Consider the following 18,937-nt stretch of genomic DNA (forward strand, 5'->3'; position numbering starts at 1 on the left):
GTATGAATATGAAATCGGTTACATTATTACTATTTACGATGGCTCTTGTGAGCTGGGGTTGTTCAAAAAAGGAAGAAGTTAGCGAGAAACCTTGGAAATTAGTATGGGAAGATAATTTCGACAGGAATGATATTTTCTCGACAGGTGTGTGGACGAAAATGAATCGTTGGGGAGACGGAGGTTGTTGCAATACAATGAGCGATGACCCGAGCTTGTTTGAGATGAAGGACGGGAAGATGATACTCTTGGGGGTGACCAATAAGGATTTAAGCAAAGACCCTTCGCCTTACCTTACAGCAGGAGTTTGGACTAAAGAAAAAAAGTTTTTCCAAAAAGGAAAGATAGAAGTACGCTGCAAGTTAGAAGGCACGCAAGGAGCGTGGCCCGCTATATGGTTGGTTACCAAAGACACTAAATGGCCTGAAGAAGGAGGAGAGATAGACCTTGTGGAACGCTTAAACTACGACCCTTTTGTGTATCACACCGTGCATTCGCCGTTTACTAATAAGAAGAAGTTTGGACCAAGAAGCTCTACTTCTTTTCCTATCAACCCTGATGACTACAACACTTATGCGGTGGATTTTGAAGGAGATGTGATACGTTTTTACGTAAATGGCCTGCCTTCTTTTGTCTATTCACGTATGCCAGGAAAGGAAGGCGAAAAGCAATTTCCGTTTGATTTGCCTTTTTATTTGATTATCGATATGCAATTAGGAGGTGAATGGGTAGGCGAAGTAAAGCCGTTTGATAAACCGGTGAGAATGTATATTGATTGGGTGCGGTTTTATCAGAGGTAAATGAGGTATAAAAATGATTGTTTTAATTACTGGAGCGTCACATACAGGTAAGACTTTTTTAGCTCAAAAGCTATTGGAAAAATATAAATACCCATATCTATCGATAGATCACTTAAAAATGGGATTGATTCGCAGTGGTTATACTAAGCTTACCTTAGAAAATGATAAAGAACTTACAGATCATATGTGGCCTATTATTCGTGAAATGATTAAGACAGCCATAGAAAACAAACAAAATCTTATCATTGAAGGGGCATATATTCCTTTTGACTGGGAGAAAGATTTTACAAAAGAATATCTTGATGATATTAGATATTATTGCCTTGTAATGAGTGAAAACTATATTAAAACTCACTTTGATGATATAAAGAAATATGCAAATGTCATAGAAAAGCGTTTAGATGATAGTTGGTGTACAAAAGAAAGTGTTTTAGATGATAATGCACAGTTTTTAGCTCTTGCAAAGAAACACAACACTAATTTTATACTAATTGATGATAGATATAAGGTAAACATTGAGCTATGATGTTTATATTATAAATGATATTGTCAATTATCAATTGTGAGTTATATGAGATGGTATAAAGCAAGTACAGTAGTAAGGTTTTTTAGTTTAGGCATCAAGCAATACAGCTTTTTGATGGACAACGAAATGCTTATTGAGAACAATCTATTTATTAAAAAACGAGTGCCTATAAGCACTATCACTTCTATTGCTTATGATTATATAGTGGAGAGAGGTGCGATGCGCTATTTTTATTTTGTTAAGTGCAGAGAAGGTAAAGAAGTGCGTTTGCCTTTTATGACGTGTGAAGGCAAGACCTATCAGCAATTGTTCAAGGATATATTGCGCATCAACCCACATATTGTATTGGACGATAATATAAAAAATTTTCTTAATGAAACCATTCCCGATTTAAAATTGCATTTCAATTTTCGGCATATTCACAAAAACGACAAAGAGTTTGACAGGTGCTTTAGGCAAAACTACCCATCAATATTAGTGTTTTTTGTGCTCTCATTAATTCTCGCTTTTGGGGTATTTAGCTCGCTGACACTGTTGGGAATGGAATTTTTATTCTCTGAGGTGTTGCACAAAGAAGCTGGAGTGTTCCAAGGGATATTTTTAGTTCTCAGCATTGCTGCAATGCTGTGCGTGTATTACAATCTTATGTGTGCGCTCATTTCGCAATACATAGGTCACAAGTTTACATTTATCTCTCTTGCTGTAGCAGTGATTTCATTAATACTATTAATAATAGTCTGAGAGGAAAAGCTGTATATAGCTGAAATTTGTCTGTTTTCTACAATAAATAATATATAGAATCTTGTTAGGGTAGTGCAGAGGTGATAGAGGAAGTGGTGGTATTTCATTTGTTCATTTACAAATTATCACTACCTTTGCGCCCTCAAAAAAGGAGGTTTCTCCTTAATCACCTACATACTCATCGTATAAATGAATTATTAATATTATATTTATGACATTGAAAAACACAATCACTCTGGGTGCTATGGCACTTGCTACAGCATTCACTACAAGCGGTCTTTATGCTCAGCAAAAAAAGGGTAAAAGCCCTAAGAAAACAGTAACAGCTACTGTTAGTAAATACGGGAGTCCGTTGGACGTAAAGGCTAATGAGGGGGCTTTTAAAATTGTACCCTTGAAGTATGACTATAACGCTGTGGACAGCTATATTGATGCTGAAACGATGTACATTCATTTCTCGAAGCATTATGTAGGCTACCTCAACAACCTAAACAAGGCTGTGGAAGGGAAACCGCAAGCCAACCAAAGCATTGAAGAGGTGCTTCGCTCTTTGGATATGAGCAACGCTACTTTGCGCAATAATGCGGGGGGCTATTACAACCACAATATGTATTTTGAGATAATTTCGCCTAAAGGGGGTGGACAGCCACAGGGTGCCTTAGCTGAGGCTATTACTCGCGACTTTGGTAGCTTTGAGAACTTTAAGAAGGTGTTTGCTGATGCTGGGGCTAAACGCTTTGGCTCTGGTTGGGCTTGGTTAGTGGTGAAAGACGGAAAATTAGAAGTAGTAAGCACAGCCAACCAAGATAACCCTTTGATGCCTAACTTGGAGGTTTCGGGGACTCCTATTCTTGCAATGGACGTGTGGGAACACGCGTATTACTTAAAATACCAAAACAAACGCGGTGACTATATTACTAATTTCTTTAACGTAATAGACTGGAATAAAGTGGAAAAGCTTTATAGTCAAGCAATAGGGAAGTGAGAGAAATTGTTTATATAAAAGAGAGCCCTTAATCTTAAGGGCTCTCTTTTTTATGTAAGAAAAACGTTTAACTATTATGGGTTGGCTAAGGGATAGTTATTGTTCATCTCATTTTGAGGTATTTTTAAGGTGATTTGGGGACTATCATAAGAGAATGTTTCACCCGCTTTTTCATAGTGATTAGCTCCTCTGGTTACACTTCTATGATTGCGTTTAAGTGAGAGGTAAGATTTTCCTTCCCCCCATAACTCAATACGAGTATTGAGGTAGATATCGTCTAACAATTGTGTATTTGTTAAGGCATCTACATAGGCAACATCTGCTGTAGCAGTAGCCTCAGGATAACGTAAGGTTAATAGCCTCTTATAAATTGCTTTTGCTTCAGTATCTCGGTTTAATTTGGTTAAGGCTTCTGCTGCTAATAAGTAAAACTCATCTACACGCATAAAAATATTATCCGTAAGTACTTCTCTTTGCCCTGCTACTTTTCTTTCAGGGGCAAAAAACTTACCTGTGGGGCGATTTTGTTCATCAAATTGTTTTTTGCGAATATCATTAGGTCTTATTTGTGCCAATAGATTACTATCTATTCCTTTGATACTTCCTACTGCCATATAGCTGTAAGTGAACAAATCCATATGTCCCCACCAAGTTCTTAAGCTCACTCCATTTTCAGCAATGATATCAAAACCCCACATCCAACTTGTTATATTCAAGTCATTAAAGCCTCCTCCTTTTTTGGTAGTCTCATCGTAAACAGTTTGTTCACGAGTAGTAAGAGGGTAACCACTGTTATTTACAATATCTAAAGCTAAATCAGCCACTTTTTGAGTTTCTCCCATTGCCCCATATACGTAAGCCAACAAACCTTTAGCTACGTACTTATCTATCATACCTTTATTGTCACGCTCAAAACCTTCTAAGTTAGCAACCGCAAATTCTAAATCTTGTACCATTAGGGCATATATTTCAGATTGTTTAGCTTTTCCTTTAGCTACAACATCCGCTTCAGTATACAAAGGAATAGAATTAGTATTAGAATCAGGTTCATACTTAGTGGTAAAAAGTTGCATCAAATAAAAATAAGCATAGGCACGCATAGCTCGTTCTTGTGCTAAGATATATTTTTCTTCGTCTTTTTGAGGAGAAGAAAGTTGCGCTATACTCTTATTGGCTTCGTATATCATCCTGTAATAATAACGCCAAGGTTCATAATTTATAGTATAAGTATAGTCTGAACAAGCTTCTAAATTTGCCACATCTTGATACCAACCGTATTTAGGTTGAATCATTGCCATGTCGCCAGAAAGCATATCCATATAAATATCATAACTTTTTTGACCAAAATCATCGTGATTTGTAGTACCCCCTGTTCCTGGTTGATCCATCATCAAATACAGCCCATTGAGTCTTGTTTGAGCGGGAGCATCAGGTAGTGTTTCGGTAGGACTTGTATTTAAAAAGTCCTTTTGGCAGGCTGTAAACATAAGCCCTACCAAACATAATATACTGAGTGTTATATTCTTTTTCATAATAAACTAAATTTTAAAAAGTAGCTCTTACACCCAAGGTGAAAGTTGATAAAGGTGAGTATCGATAAGCACTAGAATTCCCTGTTTCGGAAGTAGTAGGATTCAGACCCTTACGAGCTGTTTTAATCCACAGATTATCGCCAGTAAGTGTAAAAGTCAATCCTTCAAAGCCTATTCCGTTACAAACTTCCTTAGGTAAATCATATCCTAAAGTAACATTATTGAGCACTAGATAATCAGACTTAGTAAGAAAGCGTGAAGAACGGCTATTAAAGTTGGTATCTGTACTATATCTACTAGATATTCTTGGTACATCAGTTATATCTCCTGGTTTCTGCCAATGGTTTTCAATATCTTTATGCCAATTATTAGTACCTATTTGATCGTTATGCATTAAACCAGCATAAGAACCATCGTAAGCATATCCTCCTATACTGTACAAGAGCTGAGTGCTAAGTGATAATCCTTTATAGCCCGCTCTAAGTGTAATAGCACCACGTATATCAGGTATCGCAGATTTGCCTACAAAATTTTGAGTAGCTTTTGAGTAATCTTCAGTAACACTTTCGTGTATAGTGTTATTAGGATATAATTCTTGATAATCGTACAATGAGGCAATTGATTCTTCAATTTCAGGATTATCACTAGTAGTATACTGTCCGTCACCATTTTTGTCATACCAATACATTTTCCACTGGCCAGCTCCTGTTTGAGAATTTACTCCTACCCATTCACGCATATAAAAATCATACAAAGAATGATTTTTAGCTCTTCCAAAACCAGCAACAGCTAGGTCTAATACTTTTTCTTTTTGTGTGGTTTTATCAAAAGGCATTTTAGAAAGTTTATTTTTGAGTATTTCACCGTTTACTCCTATATCTAAATGAAAATCTCCTTTATTGAAGAGATGTGCCATTACATTAAATTCAAAACCTTGATTGATAAGAAGCCCATCATTTACTTTGTAAATACCATTACCTGTAGATGGAGCCAAACGACTATCGAAAATAAGATCGGAAGTAGCTTTATGATAGTAATCTACTTGCACATCAATTGCCCTTGATTTAAGTAAGGTAAACTCAGTTCCTACTTGGAATATTTTTGACTTTTCCCAAGTAAGATTAGGATAGCCTACTTTATTAAATATAGCAGCAGGAAGTCCCATAAAACTACCTAAATCATATACGTCATAACCTGGATAATATCCTGTATTTAACTCACTTGCATTTTCACCAGAAACTACTGATTGATCGCCTACCGTACCATAACTTGCTTTGAGTTTAAGATAGGGTAACCATTCTTTTTCTTTTAAGAAGTTTTCTTTACTAACTACCCAACCTAAACCAGCAGACAAAAACGTACCCCATTTATCGTTTAAGAAACGTGAGGAACCGTCACGGCGAGCAGAGGTAGAAAGCAAATATTTACCATCATAATCATATAAAAATTGGCCGAAATAACTTTCTAAGCGATAATTGTAAATATAAGAATTTAATGCTGTCATTTTAGTAGCATTGTTCAACTCAGTCCCTTTTGGGTCTATTAAACCACTTTTAGAAGCCTCTAATGTTTTATAATCATATGATGTACTTTCGTGAGCTACAAAGGCCTGTACATTATGCTTATTAAACTGCTCTGTATAACGTAATAGTTGTAAGAAAGTATAGTTTAAGAAGTCTCTTCTTTCTTTATCTAATGAACCATAATTTGATTTAGCCGAACCATAATAAGGATTGGTATAATCATCATAATTATTATTGTAATATTGTCCTCCTAAACGAGTTTCAAAACTCAATCCTTTTACAATATCTGCTTTTAAGAAAAAATTTCCACTAAGCTCATTACGAGTTCTATTTCTTTTATCATAAGTAGCCTGCCCAATGGCATTGGTAAGAGCCCCAAATCCCCTTGCATTTTCGCTATCTCCAAAGTCAAACTGATACCCTCCGTAGTAGGGATCCGCTATTTTATTACCATTAGCATCACGTAAAAACAATGGATAAATAGAAGGTATATTATCGGTAAACCAAAAAATGCTATTAGTATTTTCTTCTTGTCCATTCGATTTGGTTTGTGTATGGGCATATCCTAAATTCATTTCACCTTTTAACCACGGTTTAGCTTGATAAGAAACGTTTAAACGTCCTGTATAACGTTCAAAGCCAGAGTTTACTATATAACCATCATCTTTTAGATAACCAATCCCGGCATAATATGTGGTCTTGCCACTACCCCCACTCATATTCACATTGTATTCAGAACGAATAGAAGTTTGAAAAGCGTAATCAGCCCAATCTTCAGGGGCGTAACGGCGAGTTACTCCTTCACGTATTTTGCCTGTGGAAGGGTCAATCAAGTTTGTACCTGTAACATTCCATATATTGTAATCAGGGCTAATACCTATTGTCCCAAAAAGATTTTTATTAGCATAATCTTCAGGACTCGCATATTGTGCTGCAAAACGGGTAGGGTTGCTTGCCTGTGTAAGAGCTCCTCTATAGAGCATTGCCTCCCAACCTAATTCTATATAGCGTTCAGGATTATTTATAGTCTCATAACGAGGTAGCAAGCGCATATTAAAGCCTATTTTCGATTCTATTTGAACGCGAGAATTATCGACTTTCCCTTTTTTAGTAGTGATGAGTACCACCCCATTAGCTCCACGTGAACCATACACCGAAGTGGAAGTAGCATCTTTTAGTACTACCATACTTTCAATATCGTCGGGATTAATAGAGGATAAATTTCCATCAAAGGGCACTCCATCTAATACATATAGAGGAGCACGGTTTCCGTTTACAGAGCCAAACCCACGAATACGAATAGTAGCATTCTCTCCTGGTTGTCCTGAAGTATTAATCACACGTACTCCTGCAGCTTCACCAGTTAAGGCTTGTGAAACATTGGAAACACTTTTTTTCTTTAAGGCTTCTTTGTCAATAGATGAAGCAGAACCTACATATTGGTCTCTCTTTACAGTCACATACCCTACTACTTCTACCTCATCAATCACTTGCGCTTCTTCTTGCATTACTACATCAATACGCCCTGAAGTGCCTACTCTGTGACTTTGGGTTTTCATCCCTAAGAATGAGAACTCTAAGGTCTTACCTGGAGCAACTCTGATGCTGTAACGACCGTTAAAGTCGGTCTGAACACCGTGTTGCTCTCCTTTCACTATTATGGCTACGCCCAACATTTCTGTTCCGTTGGCATCGCGTACCGTTCCTGTCACTTCTCGTTCCTGCGCCCACGAGAAGCCTTGCACTATCAACATTAAAAATAGTGCGAAAGATACTTTAGTTAATCTCATCTGCTAATATTATTTTATAAACTGATGCAAAGGTAGAAAAGATTTCTGTTAAGTTCCAAATTTATAACTAACTTTTTTATTGGTTGTCTTTAAGAAGTTTATATGCCTAATTCCTTGTAAAAAACACCCTTTTCTTTCTGTTTCTACAATAAAATTGGCGCTTCTTTGTCCAAAACGAAAACAAAAGATAGATATACGCTTCCTTTCGTAAAAAACACTCTCGCTAAAAAACGCTACTCTTGTTACAAAATAAGTAATGCAATGTTACAAATATCACACTAAAAAACATTATTTAAATCGTTTGGACGCTTTTTCTTCTAAGTAGACTACGTGCTATATCACATAGGTACATTACAAAGCTTTTGTATAGAGGCTGCTGTGGCGCATTCCCTCCCTTTGTGTCTTTCATCGCTTTTATGAGTACTACTATCCTGCGCCCCTCGAGAAAATAAGAAGCTTTTCGCAAATGGGAGAGCTATATAGGAAAGAGAACTCTTATTTGCTCATTTCGCACAGTTCTTCCACACTAATATTGAAAACCTCAGCGTATTGTTGTAGGGTTTTAGCCGAGAGTTTTTTGAATACAGAAGGTTTGGCGTGGCGCTTGATCACCCATTGCCAGCGGTGCATTGCATCGGCGAGCACAGCCCAATCCATACGGTTGAGCAGCATATAATACACTATAGGGCTCTTGCGCCCTGCGAGCACCTCGGCTTTTGCCTCGTCAATCTGCTCTTGCAGGTGGCTGAGGGAGGCTTCTAAGGCGATGTTCTTCACCTCCCAACCCGAACTGAGGTGGGTGGTGTAATTTCCTTGCTCATCGGTTACGTAATAGAGTTCTTTGATGTCGCGCAACGCGCCGGTTTCTTGGGGCACTTCGTTTTCTCTCATTCCGTTAAGTTTTTAATCACTAAATTCAATTCGGCTGTAGCCAAATGCACTTCGCCCGCAAAGGCATTGCAACGCATCGAGCAGAGGTGATAATCATCAGTATCAAAGCGCGATAGCAATTCGGCTTCACTGCGAACAATCTTTCCAACCTCGGGCAAATCAAATATTTCCAAGCGCTTGATCGCACTGATGTAGCCTATTACATAGTTGGACGAATCTTCGATGCCAAAGAGAAACTGCCCCACAATCGCCGAACAGGTTTGCGCCATATTCTCAATGAGACCTACTTCGGCAAACTTACCTTCTTCCACGAATATGCAAGTGGGCTTTATCACAAACTCAGTAACTACGTGCGTATTGCTAATGTCGGTGATGGTATCGACCATTTGCATCGGTGGACGGTGGGGGAGATATTTGTGAATGGAAATATTCATTTTTAGGGTTTAGGTGTTAGGTTTTAGGTATTAGGTGTTAGTAGGGGCAAGGACGGTTTTCATTTCGCCTTGAGCGATAAGGGTGTCGCCTGAGTAGGTTTGCATTTTCACCAGAGTAACATCCATAAACTCTTGTAGGATCGTGATATGGGTTTTGAGCATTTCGCCTACTTGGGGTAGGGCGTATATCTCGATGTTCTTAATAGCCCCTATATAGCCCATAGGCGCGGGCTTGCCGTTGAGGTAATAGTAATAGCCTTTGTGCAGGGCAATGCTCTGGGCGATATGCTCTACAAGTCCGCTTTCCAAGAATACACCTTGTTGCACAAAGAGGTTTTCGGGGGTGATGGTGAGTCCCGCCACGCCCGTAGTAGGGGTGTACTCCCAAAGCGCATCTACCATTACAATAGGTGCACGCTGCGGAATGAGGGAGAGAATGTTGTTATCTGTAATGGGTAAAGTCATAAGTTGTTGTGAATAGACTTTGTCAAAGTCTAAGGACTTTGACAAAGTGTGTGACTACACTACTTTTAGGAAAGCATACGAATACGAAAAACGCCCGCTTTCGGGTACGGAAAGCAAGATCGTATCGCCTGTTTTGAGTTTACCCGACTGCATTAGCGCATCGAGCATTAAATAAGGGGATGCCGACCCTACATTACCTACTTCGGTGAGGTTCATAAACCAACGCTCTAACGGAATGGTTATGCCTACCGCTTTGAGCGCTTCGTACAAGCGTTCCTTGAAATAACAAGACGAAATATGTGGCAAGAAATAGGTGATGGCATCAGGGGAGAGATTGTGTTTGGCTAATGCCGATTGCATACTCTCAGCGCCTTTTACTAAAATATTCTCATTGAGGAGCTTCACATCTTGTTTAATCGCAAAAATGGATTCGCTGAGCCACGCTTCAGGAGGGTATTCGCTCCAAGCTTTGATTTCACCATTAGGCAACTTATCACCACCGGCGTACATACAAGCTTCTAATTGATGAGCATACGAATAAGCGTCCATCCATTCTATTTGTAAAGCGCCTTCGCGGGGTTTGTTTTCTAACAAAAACGCTCCAGCCCCATCGGAGAGCATAAAGCGCAAGAAGTCTTTTTTAAAGGCAATCACGGGGTGTTCTTCCAATTCAGCCAAAAGTTGAAGCTCGTTTTCGTATTTATCGGAGCGCAACCACGCCGATACCCGTTCAGAACCCGTGCATACCGCATTGGCACTATTTCCCGATTTTACGGACAAATATCCAAACTTCAGCGCATTCATCCCTGAGTTGCACACCCCTGATGAAGAGTTTAACTCTACCGAATGTCCGCCCAAAACGCCGTGTACCATTGCTGCGTGTGAGGGGAGGAGCACATCGGGGGTAGAGGTGCCACAGGAGAGCACTTCCACGCTATCCCAAGGCAAAGAGCCGTTCAACAGCGTTTGCACCGCTAAGGCAGTGAGCTGAGCGTTATTATGAGTAAGGTTGCCCTGCTCATCAATGGCATAGTAACGCGTTTGGATACCGTTGTTGCGTAGCACGATACGGCGCGCTTTGGAAGCATTTTCGTTAATGAGTCCTAAGAAAGTCTCCATTTGCTCATTGCCAATGGGTTCATTAGGTAAATATTTGGAGGTTTTAGTGATATATACGTTCATATACAATTGATAATTAATAATTGACAATTTGTTATCAAAAACAACTACTACAACATTCCTAATCTCTCGGCTTGCTTCCTTACATACTCTGTCCTCTGCTCTTCGGTCAAAGAACTCATAAACTCTCTTGAACGCCTCGCCGCCAAGAAACCGTCCATTGTTTGTTGTAGCCATCCAATGCCGTACTTCTCGTAACTGTCGAGCAACATATCGACTGTCAGTACGTTGTTGTCGTGCGGTTCTATTTGTAGAATGTTATTTTCAGAGGTATCTTGTTGTTCCATCTTTATTATAAGTTATATTATTCTTGATGAAATACTGTTCTTCTATGTTCTTCTAAGTAAGGTGTGTTTTTTGGGTAAACCTTAAAAAGTCTGTCATTGGTACTAATTCCTAAAACTTTATACGCTTTTTCTTCTACTAAAGGAGAAATAATTATTTTACCATTATCTTCAAAAGAAATAAGTCCTTTATCAAATAATTTATCATAATTAGGCAATAGTAAGAGTCCATTATAAGGGTCTAACTTTTCTTTATTAGTAGATTTACTCCAAGGTTTTATATGTGATGCTATTAATAATTCAGTTATTTCACATTCAGAAACAGCACATTTCTCCCAAAGGGTTATTAATTTTTTTCTATAATTTCCTTGTCCTATTCTTGCAGATATTAATTGCTCTTTCTCTGTTTTAGAAATAAATTCATCTTTTTTAATTGCTTCTATATCATTAACTAAATCAGATTTCTCAGCAATGAACTTTCTGTACTTATTGAGAGCAGCTTTAAAATCAGAATAATCATTGTTGTTTTCATTCAGATATATGCTTCTCTTCGATTTATTCTTTTCAAGATGATTTATAATAGTATCATTATCAACTAAATCTTTACTGATACTAAATCCCTCTTTAGCTATAAAGCGTAACCAAGTAATATAATTTCTATAAGCTTTCAAACCTTCTTTCTTCATAAAGGCTTTAAACTCATTTTCAAATTCAATATATTCCATATTTTCTTTAATTGTTCATTCTGAATTTTTTCTTGTCGCTCTTTACTATCCAGTTTCTTCTAGTTTAATTTTGATTAGTGTTACTACCCAGCTCTAAAAAGTCTTCAAAATATTCATTAAAAGAATTAAACATAGGTGTTGGGGTATCAATTTCAAATGTGTCTTCCTCGTTACAGAAGACTTCTGCCCCAAAAACCTTAGAGTCTTTCAAACGGACAGTCTTAGAAACTTTATATAAAATTAGAAATTCATCTATTTCATAACGCAATACAATAAAGTCGTCAGAGAGATGTAATTCTTCTCTTAATTGCTTTGTAAGCTCTATAATAGGGTAAGAAAGTGATGTTTCCTTCTTATAAATACCATTGATATAAGCATCTGCATAAGTACACGAGCCACATTCTGATAAGAAATCTATATATGCCTCAGGGAGTAATATTCCTAATTCATCTTCTATATACTTAATCTCTTCACGATTAGCTCCTAAAGAATATTTAAATCTTCCCTTTTGTTTTAGTTTATTTAGATAATTCATAAAAAGATACTACAAATGTGAATCAGCTACGTAGGGGCGAATCGCCTCACATACTCAGTTGCGTCAGCTCGCTGACTTTGCCCTTACAACGCAATGCAAAAGCGATTTTACTACCTTTTCAACTTTGCCAAAGTTTGCAATGCTACCCTAATTCTCAATTATCAATTGTTCATTGTGAATTTTTTCTTGTCGCTCTCTACTTTCCAAAAGAACAATGGGTAGGTGAGCCAATACAGTAGCCACACAATGGGCATCAGTATAAAAATAGCGATGTAGAGATAGTATTTTAAGCATTTGAGCAAGAATTTGCGTCGCTTGCTGCCGTAAATGATTTTTGCCCAGATACCAAATATTCGGTTACCTTTCTTCTCTGCCGAAACGAGAAAGCGCTTGTAATGCACGCCACTGTGGGCTACAATTTCTTGTTGCAAACCTGTGTAATCACCTGTTTGTAGGTGGTTGGCAATAAGTTGTCCGTATACGCTCGCGCCTTGTATATCTTTGTCGGAAACGCCTGCTTTTGGGAAAAAGCCGAGATAACGCTTGTTCTTGTCGCCCGTAAAAAGCCACTCCACAATAGAGAGCACACTCACCAAGTTGTGGTGTCTATCAGTAAGAGCGATGTTGCCCACCAAATGCGCCCCGCAGTCAGCTAAGAGTTTTTTCACTTTCTGTTGTGCCATCACCCACATATTGCGTGTGCCTGAAATGGTGATGACAGGTTTGCCTTTGAGGAGCTTTTTGGCCTCGGGGTGTTGCAAAAACGAATTGAACGGAATAGAAGGCGACAGATACCATACTTGGTAGCCCAAAATCACCAAATCGTAATCGGTATGGGGGAGAGTAAAAGGTTGTAACGGTTGAGGAACTTGCAGATACGACTCTGGGAAAGCGTCAAAAAAGCTGTCACTCGTCCACGGAAAAGCAAAGGGCTTAGCCGTATCAATAGGCAAAAAATCAATAGTAACGTCCGTAAGTGGCGCTAATACACTATCAATAATCTCTTTGAGTTGCCCCGTTTGGGTGTAATATACTACGAGTATGCGTTTCATTGTTCGTCCCAAAAGTCAAAATAGTTAAACCATTGTAGCGGGTATTTTTGGAGCATCAACTCCATATTTTCGGTATAGGCATTCAGTAGCGACTGGGCATCGCGCGCTTTCACCTCTGCTACTCGCGCATAGAGGTGATAATGTAGCCTACTTTCCTTCATCACATACACAAATAACACCGGCACTTTCAACCGTGAAGCAATCAAAAACGGACCTGCTGGGAACGTAGCTTCAGCGCCCAAAAGCGTTCCTTTCAGTGAGCGTGTACCCTTAAAATACCGGTCTCCCGTAAAGCACACTATCTTGCTGTCTGCAATAGCCTCGTTGATTTTAAAAATATGCGACATATCCTCTTCCACATAAATAAACTGATTGGAAGGGTGGTTCTTCGAAATCGTCTCCAAATATTCCTTAATTACCGAGCGTTCCATATCGGTAGCTACGGTACTAATCTTCAAGTTGATGTCTATTTTCCTAAAAAAAGGTTCTGCAATTTCAAAGTTGCCTATGTGTGCCGAAATAAGTACCCCGCTCTGTTGTTCGTCTAATAGTTTATGCAAGCTTTCTGCCCCATCAAACTCATAAGTAAATTTCTCTTCCAAGCCCGCCAAGATAGCAATCTTATCGATAATCGTTTGTCCGAAAGTAAAGTAACTCAAGTATAAACTCACTACTGCTTTCACAGGAGCATAGCCCAAGCGATGACGGAAATAGTAATACATATAGCCATTAGAGCGCCACTCGCACAAAAAGTAGTAGAACGCTACAAACACAAGCAAAGTATAAGCCGCATAAATACCTAAGTGTTTCATAAGAAATACAAAGATACGGTAGCCCAGTACCGTACCTTTAGATTTCCCTTGCCATTTGGTCTTGCTGTCGTCGTTAGCGTGCATTCACTTTGTTTTCTAAGGTAGTATAAAAGTCGTTGAAGGTTACGATAGGTTTAAAATCAGCTTCCACCAATTTTACTCCAAATTCTTGTTCAATCAGCACCACTAAATCCACATAGTCAAGACTGTCTAAGCCCAACGATTCGCGGAAGTTCGCCTCAGGCACAATCACACTGCCATCTACCTCAAATTCCTCTACAAAAATACGGGTAGTGAGGTCTATAATTTCCTGTCTATTCATTCTTCTATATATTAGCTAATACTTTTAAGGGGCAAAGATACGAATATTTTGTCAATAAGCAATTTTCCTAACAAATATCATTCTGCAAAAAGCCTAAAACTAAATAGTTATAATTAAACAACCCTCTGAAAAGTCTCCTTTGCCTCACACACTTTGCCAAAGTTTCAATAGCCAGTCGTGCAACGACCTTTGGCAAAGTTGAAAAATTCTCCATTTTTCCCTCGTCATTCGTCATTTATTCGTCTTTCCGTCACTACACCCCCCCTTTGGAGGGGGGCTAGGGGGAGGTTCAAACATTCTTACTCCCTCTTTTCCCGTCACTAATTCCTCCTCCACGAGGGTAGTCAGCGAGCTGGCACAGCTGAGTATGTGTATTAGGGGGAGGTTTCTCTCTTTTTTCCGTCGCATTTCCCCCTAATGTCCATTGCTCTAATTTTCCACCTGCCCGTGTGCCTTACTATCTCCTTTCCGTCACTAATTCCCCCTTTGGAGGGGGCTAGGGGGAGGTTTTTGTCATATTTTCCCCTAATGCCTATGGCCTAATGCTTAACACCTCTTCCCCTTTCTTTCGCCTCGAAACCCTATTTTCAGCATTTTTAGTATTATTGTATTACAGTATTAATCAATTACTTATACACCCTTTGTGTAACAATCGTCCAAGATTCGTATAAGCATCCTATAAGCTTTGTATAAGCTAACCATACCTTTCTCACAGCTCATCTTTTATCTTTTACCTAAAAACTCTCTTCCGAAACGCTTTGTTTTTTTTCTACAGCACCAATATCCCATTTTCCATCACATATTCCCCCTCAGAGAGGGTTGTCCGCGATAGCGGAGTAAGTGAATTAGGGGGAGGTTATCTCCTTCAGACTCCTCAAAGTTTTTAAGACTTTCTCCAACAAGTCTGAAATGTCCGATTTGTCCTACTCGTCCGACCACCTCCAACCAATCTCTCCCTTACAGCCTGTCGTGCTACGACCTCGCACCCAATTTTAGATATTTCTTCCCCTTTTTATTCGTATTTCATAATTATTTCATATCTTTGCCCCATCTATTATATCCTAACATCTAATAATGTAAATCAAGGGTTTAAAAGATTGTCTCTGATTTACAACATCATAGTCGCTTTTGCGTCCCTAATTCCCCCTTTGGAGGTAGTCTGCGAGAGCAGAGTATGTGAATAGGGGGAGGTATTCCCCTTTGAAGGAAGTCCGCGAGAGCGGAGTATGTGAGAGGGGGATGTTTATAATCTTAGTTATTCAACCCTTGATTGGTATTAAAATTAAAGCATTATGAAAAAAACACTTTTTTCAGTGCTCTCCCTGATGGCGTTCAGCCCTCTGCTATGGGCACAAGAAACTGAAATGATTACCCACCCACAAAGCCAATATCAAAAGGCGGTGGAACTCTACAATCGCAAGCTCTATCAGCCTGCTCAGAACTTGTTCCGCAAAGAACAAACCTCCAATCCCGATAGAGCTATCCAAACCCAAAGTGAGTATTACGTAGCCACGATTGCCGCTATCCTTAATCAAGACGGAGCTGATGCCCTGGTGAATAACTTTATCGTCAATCACCCCGACTCTCCCTTGAGCTCTGAGGCTTATCTGCAAATGGCTAACATATATTATCAACAGGGTAACTACGAAGATGCTCTCGCTTGGTACGAGGCAATCGATGACCAAAGCATAAGCAGTAGCGATAAAGCCAAATACAACTTCCAAAAAGGCTTCTGCCTCTTCCAAACCGGCAAACAAGCCGAATCTAAACCCTATTTTGAGTCGGTGCAAAACACCAAAGAATACGGTGCTAATGCCAAGTATTACTTAGGATATATCGCCTATGATAAGGACGATTATTCAAAGGCTGAAAGCTACTTCCGTGAAGTACAACAAGAAGACGCTTCTCTCACCAAGAACGTATCGTATTTCCAAGCCAATATGTACTTCAAACAAGCCCTTTATCAAGAAGCTATTACCGAAGGACAAAAACAGCTTGCCACAACCAAGAATGCTCAAGAAGTATCTGAGCTCAATAAGATTATAGGCGAAAGCTACTTCAACCTCAAGAAATACAAAGAAGCTATCCCTTACTTGCAAAATTATAAAGGTAAAAAAGGACGCTTCTCCAATACCGATTATTACTATCTGGGATACGCTTATTACAAAAATAACGACTATAAAGCGGCTATCGAGCAGTTCAACAAAATCGTAGGAGGTAATGATAGTGTTGCTCAAAACGCGTATTATCATTTAGCTGAGTGCTATTTGAAAACCAACCAAAAACAAGAGGCACTTAACGCTTTTCGCAATGCCTCTCAAATGGACTTCGATAAGCAAATTAAAAAAGACGCTCACCTAAACTACGCACGCCTTAGTTATGAAATCGGGAACCCTTACGAGAGTGTGCCCAGCGTGTTGCAGGCTTACGCTTCAGCTTATCCTAACGACCATAAAGACGAAATACAATCGCTCTTAGTCGATTCGTATATTTCATCTGGTAACTATCAAGCCGCTATCAGTCTGTTAGAAAAATCAAATGATCCTAAGGACAAAGAAACCTATAAAAAGGTAGCCTTCTACCGCGGATTAGAACTTTTTAATGAATTGCAATACAACGAGGCTTTAAATTACCTCCAAAAAGCGATGGGTGGTAGTTCTGCACTTGCAGCTCGTGCTACCTATTGGGCAGGTGAAACAGCTTATCAGCTCAAGGATTATAAAAAAGCTGAATCTTATTTCACTCAGTTCCTCAATAGTTCAGTAGCTCCTAAAACCGAGGAGTATGCCAAAGGCTTCTACGGTTTAGCTTATGCTAACTTTAACCAAAAGAACTATGCAGGTGCTATCGCTAATTTTGAGAAGTACCTCAAACAGAGCCCTAAAAACAACGTTTGGAAGCACGACGCAATGCTCCGTCTCGCCGATTCTTACTTCGTAACAGGTAAATACTGGCCTGCAATGGAAGGCTATAATAAGCTCATCGAAGCCAAGACCTCCGACCAAGATTATGCTGCCTATCAAAAAGCTATTAGTTATGGGTTTGTAGACCGCCTCAATAGCAAGATTGAAGACTTAGAGCGTTTCGTTAAGAACTACAAAAGCTCTAATCTGCGCCCTAATGCTTTGTTTGAATTAGGAAATGCTTATGTATCTAAAGGAAATACCCAAAAAGGATTGCAATACTATCAGCAACTTGCCAAAGAGTATAAAGGTAATGTGCTGGTGCCCCGTGCAATGCTCCGCGAAGGTTTAGTGTATTATAATAGAAATGAAAACCAAAAAGCCCTAACCCTCTTCAAAGCCATTGCTAAAGACTATCCTAATACCAATGAAGCCTCACAAGCCGTTGCTTCTGCGAAACTCATTTATGTAGATATGGGCAACGTAAACGAATACGCTTCTTGGGCTAAGGGCTTAGGATATGTAGAGGTAACCGACCTTGAGCTCGAAGGTGCTACTTATGAAGCTGCCGAACGCCAGTATATGCAAAACAATACCAAAGAGGCTATCTCAGGTTTTGAAAGATACCTTAAAGAGTTCCCTAATGGTATGCGGCGCACCAATGCTGAGTTTTACTTGGCGCAAATGTATTTTGCTAACGGACAGAAGTCCAAAGCTCTTACGCATTATGAAAATGTAACCAAGAGCGGTTCTAATGAATACGGTGAGCAATCGCTTACGCGTGTGTGCCAAATCCTTCTTGAGGCAGGTAGCTATCTAAAAGCTAAACCTTATCTCGAAGACCTCGAACGCACCGCTACTATCGCACAGAACAAAACCTATGCACAAAGCAACCTAATGCGTGTGTGCTATAACGAAAAACTGTACGATAAAGCTATCGAGTATGCTAATAAGGTATTAGAAGAAAAATCTATCGATAACCGTATCAAAAACGACGCTTATATAGTGTTGGCTCGTGCTTATAGTCAGGCAGGCAATGAAACCCAAGCCCGCAAGTATTACCAAGAGGTACAGAAAACCGCTACCGGTAGTCTTGCTGCCGAAGCCTTGTATTACGATGCTTACTTTAAAAATAAAGACGGCAATTATAAAGCCTCTAATGACGTAGTGCAGAAGATTGCCAAAGACTATGGCGGACACAAAGAGTTTGCCGCTAAGAGCCTTATCGTAATGGCTAAGAACTTCTACGGACTCAAAGATGCTTATCAAGCCTCCTACGTCTTAGAAAGTGTAATAAAGAACTTTAAAGAGTTTCCTGAAATAGTAGCTGAAGCCAAGAAAGAACTCGCAGTAGTAAAAGCCGAAGCCGCTAAAAGTAATTCATCAGTAAAATAAAAAGTATGATGACCGTCACCAGTTCCCCCTCCGTGAGGGGGTAAGG

At 39.3% G+C, this 18,937-nt stretch carries 17 protein-coding genes; 5 read left to right on the plus strand and 12 right to left on the minus strand.

Features of this window, described 5'->3' with window-relative positions; translation table 11 throughout:
- The first annotated feature begins 2 nt into the window (after window positions 1-2).
- The 4 genes from RCZ04_RS11170 (at window position 3) to RCZ04_RS11185 (ending at window position 3,049) form a co-directional block, all read left to right on the plus strand.
- Window positions 3-797 carry a glycoside hydrolase family 16 protein gene (locus RCZ04_RS11170; protein ID WP_460486120.1) on the plus strand — a complete coding sequence of 265 codons (795 nt, stop codon included), beginning with the start codon at window positions 3-5 and terminating at the stop codon, window positions 795-797.
- A gap of 13 nt (window positions 798-810) precedes the next feature.
- Entirely contained in the window at window positions 811-1,323 is a 513-nt protein-coding gene (locus RCZ04_RS11175) for a zeta toxin family protein (protein WP_460486121.1), read from the plus strand.
- Between the two features lie 45 nt (window positions 1,324-1,368).
- Window positions 1,369-2,064: a hypothetical protein gene (locus RCZ04_RS11180; RefSeq protein ID WP_460486122.1), complete on the plus strand. Its 696-nt coding sequence runs from the start codon at window positions 1,369-1,371 to the stop codon at window positions 2,062-2,064.
- Window positions 2,065-2,275: 211 nt separating this feature from the next.
- On the plus strand, window positions 2,276-3,049 hold the full coding sequence (locus RCZ04_RS11185) for a superoxide dismutase (RefSeq protein WP_460486123.1): 774 nt from the start codon (window positions 2,276-2,278) through the stop codon (window positions 3,047-3,049).
- Window positions 3,050-3,123: 74 nt separating this feature from the next.
- Here the strand turns inward: RCZ04_RS11185 and RCZ04_RS11190 are convergent, their stop codons facing one another.
- The 12 genes from RCZ04_RS11190 to RCZ04_RS11245 all read right to left on the minus strand — a co-directional run bounded on the left by RCZ04_RS11190 (window position 3,124) and on the right by RCZ04_RS11245 (window position 14,593).
- Complete coding sequence (locus tag RCZ04_RS11190; protein ID WP_460486124.1) at window positions 3,124-4,581, minus strand: RagB/SusD family nutrient uptake outer membrane protein; 1,458 nt, start codon at window positions 4,579-4,581, stop codon at window positions 3,124-3,126.
- A gap of 13 nt (window positions 4,582-4,594) precedes the next feature.
- Window positions 4,595-7,894 carry a SusC/RagA family TonB-linked outer membrane protein gene (locus RCZ04_RS11195; protein ID WP_460486125.1) on the minus strand — a complete coding sequence of 1,100 codons (3,300 nt, stop codon included), beginning with the start codon at window positions 7,892-7,894 and terminating at the stop codon, window positions 4,595-4,597.
- A gap of 495 nt (window positions 7,895-8,389) precedes the next feature.
- The gene (locus RCZ04_RS11200; protein ID WP_460486126.1) at window positions 8,390-8,785 is read right to left on the minus strand and encodes a hypothetical protein; all 396 of its coding nucleotides are present in this window, start codon (window positions 8,783-8,785) and stop codon (window positions 8,390-8,392) included.
- Window positions 8,782-9,219 carry an acyl carrier protein gene (locus RCZ04_RS11205; protein WP_460486127.1) on the minus strand — a complete coding sequence of 146 codons (438 nt, stop codon included), beginning with the start codon at window positions 9,217-9,219 and terminating at the stop codon, window positions 8,782-8,784. The genes RCZ04_RS11200 and RCZ04_RS11205 overlap by 4 nt, the downstream gene beginning before the upstream one ends.
- 30 nt (window positions 9,220-9,249) lie before the next feature.
- The gene (locus RCZ04_RS11210; protein WP_460486128.1) at window positions 9,250-9,684 is read right to left on the minus strand and encodes a hypothetical protein; all 435 of its coding nucleotides are present in this window, start codon (window positions 9,682-9,684) and stop codon (window positions 9,250-9,252) included.
- A 54-nt stretch (window positions 9,685-9,738) separates the two neighbouring features.
- Window positions 9,739-10,866, minus strand: coding sequence for a beta-ketoacyl-ACP synthase III (locus RCZ04_RS11215; protein ID WP_460486129.1), 1,128 nt, complete (start codon window positions 10,864-10,866; stop codon window positions 9,739-9,741).
- 47 nt (window positions 10,867-10,913) lie between these two features.
- The gene (locus RCZ04_RS11220; RefSeq protein WP_460486130.1) at window positions 10,914-11,150 is read right to left on the minus strand and encodes a hypothetical protein; all 237 of its coding nucleotides are present in this window, start codon (window positions 11,148-11,150) and stop codon (window positions 10,914-10,916) included.
- A 17-nt stretch (window positions 11,151-11,167) separates the two neighbouring features.
- On the minus strand, window positions 11,168-11,872 hold the full coding sequence (locus RCZ04_RS11225) for an HNH endonuclease (RefSeq protein ID WP_460486131.1): 705 nt from the start codon (window positions 11,870-11,872) through the stop codon (window positions 11,168-11,170).
- Between the two features lie 64 nt (window positions 11,873-11,936).
- On the minus strand, window positions 11,937-12,407 hold the full coding sequence (locus tag RCZ04_RS11230; RefSeq protein ID WP_460486132.1) for an SMI1/KNR4 family protein: 471 nt from the start codon (window positions 12,405-12,407) through the stop codon (window positions 11,937-11,939).
- 161 nt (window positions 12,408-12,568) lie between these two features.
- A complete protein-coding gene (locus RCZ04_RS11235) occupies window positions 12,569-13,459 on the minus strand; it encodes a flavodoxin family protein (RefSeq protein WP_460486133.1) in 891 nt (296 codons plus the stop codon).
- Window positions 13,456-14,355 carry an LpxL/LpxP family acyltransferase gene (locus RCZ04_RS11240; RefSeq protein WP_460486134.1) on the minus strand — a complete coding sequence of 300 codons (900 nt, stop codon included), beginning with the start codon at window positions 14,353-14,355 and terminating at the stop codon, window positions 13,456-13,458. Before RCZ04_RS11240 ends, RCZ04_RS11235 begins: the two co-directional genes overlap by 4 nt.
- Window positions 14,345-14,593 (minus strand): acyl carrier protein, encoded by a 249-nt coding sequence (locus RCZ04_RS11245; protein WP_460486135.1) that lies wholly within the window; start codon window positions 14,591-14,593, stop codon window positions 14,345-14,347. The genes RCZ04_RS11240 and RCZ04_RS11245 overlap by 11 nt, the downstream gene beginning before the upstream one ends.
- A 1,292-nt stretch (window positions 14,594-15,885) precedes the next feature.
- Here RCZ04_RS11245 and RCZ04_RS11250 point away from each other — a divergent pair.
- On the plus strand, window positions 15,886-18,891 hold the full coding sequence (locus RCZ04_RS11250) for a tetratricopeptide repeat protein (RefSeq protein WP_460486136.1): 3,006 nt from the start codon (window positions 15,886-15,888) through the stop codon (window positions 18,889-18,891).
- Window positions 18,892-18,937: the final 46 nt, after the last annotated feature.

The sequence above is a fragment of the Capnocytophaga sp. HP1101 genome, assembly GCF_054772415.1.

What these genes read in the sequence shown, in the direction of transcription:
- RCZ04_RS11170 (WP_460486120.1), top strand. Translation starts at nt 3, where the DNA reads ATGAATATGAAATCGGTTACATTATTACTATTTACGATGGCTCTTGTG.
- RCZ04_RS11175 (WP_460486121.1), top strand. Translation starts at nt 811, where the DNA reads ATGATTGTTTTAATTACTGGAGCGTCACATACAGGTAAGACTTTTTTA.
- RCZ04_RS11180 (WP_460486122.1), top strand. Translation starts at nt 1,369, where the DNA reads ATGAGATGGTATAAAGCAAGTACAGTAGTAAGGTTTTTTAGTTTAGGC.
- RCZ04_RS11185 (WP_460486123.1), top strand. Translation starts at nt 2,276, where the DNA reads ATGACATTGAAAAACACAATCACTCTGGGTGCTATGGCACTTGCTACA.
- RCZ04_RS11190 (WP_460486124.1), bottom strand. Translation starts at nt 4,581, where the DNA reads ATGAAAAAGAATATAACACTCAGTATATTATGTTTGGTAGGGCTTATG.
- RCZ04_RS11195 (WP_460486125.1), bottom strand. Translation starts at nt 7,894, where the DNA reads ATGAGATTAACTAAAGTATCTTTCGCACTATTTTTAATGTTGATAGTG.
- RCZ04_RS11200 (WP_460486126.1), bottom strand. Translation starts at nt 8,785, where the DNA reads ATGAGAGAAAACGAAGTGCCCCAAGAAACCGGCGCGTTGCGCGACATC.
- RCZ04_RS11205 (WP_460486127.1), bottom strand. Translation starts at nt 9,219, where the DNA reads ATGAATATTTCCATTCACAAATATCTCCCCCACCGTCCACCGATGCAA.
- RCZ04_RS11210 (WP_460486128.1), bottom strand. Translation starts at nt 9,684, where the DNA reads ATGACTTTACCCATTACAGATAACAACATTCTCTCCCTCATTCCGCAG.
- RCZ04_RS11215 (WP_460486129.1), bottom strand. Translation starts at nt 10,866, where the DNA reads ATGAACGTATATATCACTAAAACCTCCAAATATTTACCTAATGAACCC.
- RCZ04_RS11220 (WP_460486130.1), bottom strand. Translation starts at nt 11,150, where the DNA reads ATGGAACAACAAGATACCTCTGAAAATAACATTCTACAAATAGAACCG.
- RCZ04_RS11225 (WP_460486131.1), bottom strand. Translation starts at nt 11,872, where the DNA reads ATGGAATATATTGAATTTGAAAATGAGTTTAAAGCCTTTATGAAGAAA.
- RCZ04_RS11230 (WP_460486132.1), bottom strand. Translation starts at nt 12,407, where the DNA reads ATGAATTATCTAAATAAACTAAAACAAAAGGGAAGATTTAAATATTCT.
- RCZ04_RS11235 (WP_460486133.1), bottom strand. Translation starts at nt 13,459, where the DNA reads ATGAAACGCATACTCGTAGTATATTACACCCAAACGGGGCAACTCAAA.
- RCZ04_RS11240 (WP_460486134.1), bottom strand. Translation starts at nt 14,355, where the DNA reads ATGCACGCTAACGACGACAGCAAGACCAAATGGCAAGGGAAATCTAAA.
- RCZ04_RS11245 (WP_460486135.1), bottom strand. Translation starts at nt 14,593, where the DNA reads ATGAATAGACAGGAAATTATAGACCTCACTACCCGTATTTTTGTAGAG.
- RCZ04_RS11250 (WP_460486136.1), top strand. Translation starts at nt 15,886, where the DNA reads ATGAAAAAAACACTTTTTTCAGTGCTCTCCCTGATGGCGTTCAGCCCT.